Source organism: Thermoflexus sp. (assembly GCF_025055495.1).
Taxonomy (GTDB): Bacteria; Chloroflexota; Anaerolineae; order Thermoflexales; family Thermoflexaceae; genus Thermoflexus.
This window is the reverse complement of the sequence record NZ_JANWXB010000238.1, coordinates 1-5,069: the sequence shown is the minus strand read 5'-3', so window position 1 is coordinate 5,069 and position 5,069 is coordinate 1. Positions and strand designations below refer to the sequence as shown.

Annotated in this window: 4 protein-coding genes and 1 pseudogene; 3 read left to right on the top strand and 2 right to left on the bottom strand. The window is 64.7% G+C overall.

Annotated features, from left to right (window positions below):
* Nucleotides 1–330: 330 nt before the first annotated feature.
* On the bottom strand, nucleotides 331–1,671 hold the full coding sequence (dnaA, locus tag NZM16_RS07830; RefSeq protein ID WP_367281017.1) for a chromosomal replication initiator protein DnaA: 1,341 nt from the start codon (nucleotides 1,669–1,671) through the stop codon (nucleotides 331–333).
* A 738-nt stretch (nucleotides 1,672–2,409) separates the two neighbouring features.
* Between dnaA and rfbB the strand changes: the two genes are divergently transcribed.
* From rfbB to NZM16_RS07815, 3 genes are all read left to right on the top strand, one after another.
* Nucleotides 2,410–3,450 (top strand): dTDP-glucose 4,6-dehydratase, encoded by a 1,041-nt coding sequence (rfbB, locus tag NZM16_RS07825; protein WP_295453125.1) that lies wholly within the window; start codon nucleotides 2,410–2,412, stop codon nucleotides 3,448–3,450.
* Between the two features lie 150 nt (nucleotides 3,451–3,600).
* Nucleotides 3,601–3,807, top strand: coding sequence for a DUF2281 domain-containing protein (locus NZM16_RS07820; RefSeq protein WP_295453123.1), 207 nt, complete (start codon nucleotides 3,601–3,603; stop codon nucleotides 3,805–3,807).
* Between the two features lie 3 nt (nucleotides 3,808–3,810).
* A complete protein-coding gene (locus NZM16_RS07815; protein WP_295479741.1) occupies nucleotides 3,811–4,212 on the top strand; it encodes a PIN domain-containing protein in 402 nt (133 codons plus the stop codon).
* Nucleotides 4,213–4,473: 261 nt separating this feature from the next.
* On the opposite strand, the pseudogene NZM16_RS07810 reads toward NZM16_RS07815, so the two are convergent.
* Nucleotides 4,474–5,069: pseudogene (locus tag NZM16_RS07810) on the bottom strand (hypothetical protein); the annotation flags it as partial.

Below are 5,069 nucleotides of genomic sequence, written 5' to 3'. Positions count from 1 at the left end.
CGCACTGCCGTCGCGGCTATTCGTATTCGGAGCCGTTGGGGAGCCGGGACGACGGGGAGCGTGCGCGAGGACATGAAGGGCTATCCGGATGGCGCTCCGTAAGCGCCGACGACAGTTGCCAACCATCCCCAGCGCCACCATCTCCGTCAGCCGCCGCCTTCGCTTGGGATCGCGGTTCCCGTCAAGACCCCACCGAAACGCTGCGGGATCATCCCGCGGATCACCCGCCTCTTCCCTCGAGAGATTTTGCCCCCATGAGGATGATAGACAGCAGGCCGGCGCACCATGTTTCCCCGGGGCTTTCGTCCTCTTCGTCGGGTCTGACGGCGCTCAGGCGCGCTCCTCTTGGTAAAGCCGCTCGCGGAGGGCCATGATCTCCCGGCGCAGGCGCTCGTTGTGCTCCAGCTCGCTCTGCACTTTCTCAATGCCGTAGAGCACCGTGGTGTGGTCCCGCCCCCCGAAGGCCTCACCGATCTGCGGGAGCGAGGCACCGGTTTCCTCCCGGACCAGATACATCGCGACCTGGCGAGGGTAGACCAGTTCTTTGTTCCGGCGAGGCCCCCGCAGGGCATCCGCTGGGACCCCGTAGAAGTCGGCCACCACCTCGATGATCCGCTCGATGGAGATCGATTTGCGCCGGGGCAGCAGATCCGCCAGGGCGCTGGTGGCGACCTCCAGGCGCAGGGGGAGGCCCATCAGCTGGGCGTAGGCCACCACCCGGTTCAGCGCCCCTTCCAGCTCCCGGATGTTGCTCTGGATCTGCCGGGCGATCAGCTCGATCACATCGTCGGGAACAGGGATGGCCAGCCCCTCCGCCTTGGCCCGGAGGATCGCGATGCGGGTCTCCAGGTCCGGGGGCTGGATATCGGCGATCAGCCCCCATTCGAAGCGGGAGCGCAGCCGTTCCTCCAGGGTCACCAGGGCCCGGGGCGGGCGGTCGCTGGAGATCACCAGCTGCTTGCCGTTGCTGTGCAGGGTATTGAAGGTGTGGAAGAACTCTTCCTGGGTGCTCTCCTTCCCCGCAATGAATTGGATATCGTCGATCAGCAGCACATCGATCGAGCGATACTTGTCCCGGAACTGATCGGTGGTCTGGGACCGGATGGCGTTGATCAGGTCGTTGGTGAACTCCTCGGAGGAAACATACAGGACCCGCAGGCGCTTGCGCAGGCAGACGTGGCCGATGGCATGGAGCAGGTGGGTCTTGCCCAGCCCGACGCCGCCGTAGATGAACAGCGGGTTATAGGTCTGGGCGGGCCGTTCGGCCACCGCCAGCGCCGCCGCGTGGGCCAGCCGGTTGCTCGGGCCCACCACGAAGGACTCAAAGGTGTAGCGGGGGTTCAGTCGCTGCGCCCACAAGGAAGGGACAACCGCCTCCTCTTCGCCCGGGTTGGAGGCGGCGGACTGGATCCGGCCGTTCTCATACACCACGAAATTCACCGTCACCGGCCGCCCCACCACCCCGGTCAACGTGCGAGCGATCACCGTCCGCAGCCGGTGCTCCAGCCAGTCCCGCGCGTAGGCGCTGCGCACCCCGATCACAAACGTATCCCCATGCACGGAGACCACCTGGGTTCCCTTCACCCATGTCTCGAACGTCGGCTTGGGGATCTGCCACTGGAGCTCGTTCAAAACCGTCTGCCAGATCTCGCTGGGATTCGCGCTGACCATCGCTTCGTTCTCCTGTCGCCGCACGGATCGGCCCATCCTCGGCGCGCCGATTCCATGGGATCGATCGGACATGTGGAGAGCACGCAAGACCGCAGAGTTTCTCCAGCTCCGAAAGCGCCTTGCCGGATCGCCCCGAGGAGAGGCTGGGGCCTCTGATGCTGGCGGATGCTTCGTCGATTTTATTCGGGACCTCTCTCCCGGGCAATTCATGGCGCGCAGGTTTAACCTGAAGGTTTTCCACAGGGTTTTCCACAATTCCCAGCGGGGAATCCCCAACCCTGGGATGTTTATCCCCCACATGGCGCCTGTTCTGAATTCGTTCTCCACATCGTTTTCCACAGCCGCGCTGGCGCGCCTTCAGGGAAATCGGGGGCATCCCGGCCGGACACGCTGGATTCTGCACCCGCTGGCGTGCGGGTCTTTTGTAAATGTCCCATATCGGGTATCGGGGCCCCAGAGCCCACCACGGGTCGTGCCCGGAGCTGCGTCCTCGAGAGCGGATCGAACGGTGGAAGGGCCCCGCGGCGCCGTCCTCCTCTTCCCCTCCGCTCCAAGGGCCAAAGTTGCCCCCAGCGTCATGGGGAGGGCCCTGCGGGTCCCCCCTTCATGGACGCTGGATGGGACGCATCGGGGGCTTGGCCCGCTGATCCCCATACCGCCGAGCGAAGCCCTCCGCTATAATCCAGAGAAGATCCATCCTCTGGTGGGGTGGACCCTTATTCCTCACAGGAGGCGATCGTGAAGCGGTTGATGGTGGCCGGCGGGGCTGGCTTCATCGGCTCCAATTTCGTGCGCTGGACCCTGGAGACGTATCCGGACGCCTATGTGCTGGTGTATGACAAGCTGACCTATGCGGGGAATCTCGATAACCTCCGGGATGTCGCCGAGCGCTTCCGGGGCCGCTATGCCTTCGTCCGGGGCGACATCTGCGATGCAGCGGCGGTGCGCGAGGCGATCCGGGAGCACCGGATCGAGGCCATCGTGAATTTCGCCGCCGAATCCCATGTGGACCGCTCGTTGATGGAGCCTGGCAGCTTTGTCCAGACGGACGTCTATGGGACTTACGTGCTGCTGGAGGCGGTTCGGGAGTTCGGGCTGCGCTTCCACCAGGTTTCCACCGATGAGGTCTACGGCGAGGTGCTGGAGGGGGCTTCCACGGAACGGGATCCCCTGGCGCCCCGCAGCCCCTACTCGGCCAGCAAGGCCGGGGCGGATCTGCTCTGTCTGGCGTATCACACGAGCTTCGGCGTGCCGGTGACCATCACCCGGGGCTCCAACAACATCGGCCCCTATCAGTATCCCGAGAAATTCGTTCCCCTGTGCATCACCAACGCCATCGACGACGAACCGTTGCCGCTCTACGGGGATGGGCAGCAGATGAGAGATTACCAATACGTGCTGGACCATTGTGAGGGCATCGATCTGGTGCTGCGCAAGGGACAGCCGGGGGAGATCTACAACCTGGGGACGGGGATCTCGACGCCGAACCTGGAGGTGGCGAAGAAGATCCTGGATCTGTTGGGGAAGCCTTATTCGCTGATCCGCCTGGTGCCGGATCGCCCGGGGCACGACCGGCGTTACGCCCTGGACATCTCGAAGATCGTGGCGCTGGGGTGGCGGAGCCGGCATACGTTGGACGAGGCGCTGGAGAAGACGGTGCGGTGGTATGTGGAGAACGAGGGGTGGTGGCGGAAGATCAAGTCGGGCGAATATCGGGAATACTACCGTCGGCAGTATGCCGAGCGCCTGGCCCGGAGCCGCCCGGCGTTCGCCGGATGATCGGGGTGGTGCGATCCTCTGTCCGGCGCCGTCATCCGCTCTGGGGGTTTCCTCCGTCCGGAAGGCCATGATCGGATTCCGCCTGGAGCGGCGGGACGCCTGGAACGGCCCTGTCCGCTCCAAGAGCTCCAAGAGGAGGGAAGAAAACCCATGCGAAGGCTGGAAGACCTGATCCGTCAGCTGCCGCCGGAACTTCAAGAGGAGGTTGCCGATTTTGCGCAATTTTTGCTGGAGAAACGGGCCCGGAAACGCGGAAGGCCCCTGCGTCAGGACTGGGCCGGCGCGCTTCGGGAGTATCGGGACCAGTATACCGCCCTGGAGCTCCAGAAGAAAGCCCTGGAGTGGCGGGGGGATTAAGCGATGTATTTGGTGGACACGAACGTGTGGTTGGAGCGGTTTCTGGATCAGGCGAGGGCAGAAGAAGTAGGGGATTTTCTGGACAGAACGCCCTCAGACCAGCTATGCATTACGGACTTCGGTTTTCATTCCATCGGGATCGTGCTCGGCCGGCTGAACAAAGCCCAGGCTTTTCTACAATTTGTGCAGGATGCGTTTCTGGACGGAGCGGTTTCGCTGATCCGCCTGGAGCCTGAGGATATGCAGCGCGTGGTTGGGATCATGGCGGAATATCATCTGGACTTTGATGATGCCTACCAGTACGTGGCGGCTGAAAAACACAGGCTAACCTTAGTAAGTTTTGACGCCGACTTCGATCGCACGCCCCTCGGGCGCAAGACGCCTGCTGAGATGTTCCCGAGCTGATCCGCCTGGTGCCGGATCGCCCGGGGCACGACCGGCGTTACGCCCTGGATATCTCGAAGATCGTGGCGCTGGGGTGGCGGAGCCGGCATACGCTGGACGAGGCGCTGGAGAAGACGGTGCGGTGGTATGTGGAGAGCGAGGGGTGGTGGCGGAAGATCAAGTCGGGGGGAATACCGGGAATACGACCGTCGGCAGTATGCCGAGCGCCTAACCTGGAGCCGCCCGGCGTTCGCCGGGTAAGGGGAGGCCGTCGTCCCTGGCCTACTCTTCCTCCGGCTCCGGGGTCAGGACTTCGTCGGGGCGGAACGCCCGGCCGTCCTGGACCCACCAGACGCCGAGCTCGTGGGCGGCCCGGCGGGCGGGGCCGGTGAGGTCTTTGCTGGCCACCACCGCCCACACCTCGGTCTGGAGGGCGCGGGCGAAGATCGCCGCCCGTTCGGCGGCCCGCCGGACGTCCCGGTCGCTCCCCAGAAAGGAGATCTCCACGGCCAGGAAGAGGCGTCGATCCTCGCGCCGGTGGAAACCTTCCACCAGCAGATCTACAGCGGCTGCCCGGTCGGCCTCCTCAAGGGTGATCCGCCCCGCCTCCACCGCCTGGTCCAGGATCTGGTTCTTCTGAGGGCTGGGGACGACTGTGGCGCGGCGGAGGAGGCCCCGGAACAGCGAGGCCGCCTCTTCGCGATACAGGGCCTCCAGGCGCATGGTCTTGAGCTCGCCGATGTCCCGGGCGTGATCGTCGGCGCGCCGGCGGAGGCCCTCGACCTGCTCAATGAGACGGCGCAAGGCCTCGGCCAGTTCGGCGAAGCGACGGTCGGTCTCCTGCCGGTAAGCCAGGAACTCCTGGCGGTGGGCGGCGA

Bases quoted from the DNA above. Each gene is read 5' to 3' on its own strand.
- dnaA (WP_367281017.1), bottom strand. From the start codon at position 1,671: ATGGTCAGCGCGAATCCCAGCGAGATCTGGCAGACGGTTTTGAACGAG.
- NZM16_RS07820 (WP_295453123.1), top strand. From the start codon at position 3,601: ATGCGAAGGCTGGAAGACCTGATCCGTCAGCTGCCGCCGGAACTTCAA.
- NZM16_RS07815 (WP_295479741.1), top strand. From the start codon at position 3,811: ATGTATTTGGTGGACACGAACGTGTGGTTGGAGCGGTTTCTGGATCAG.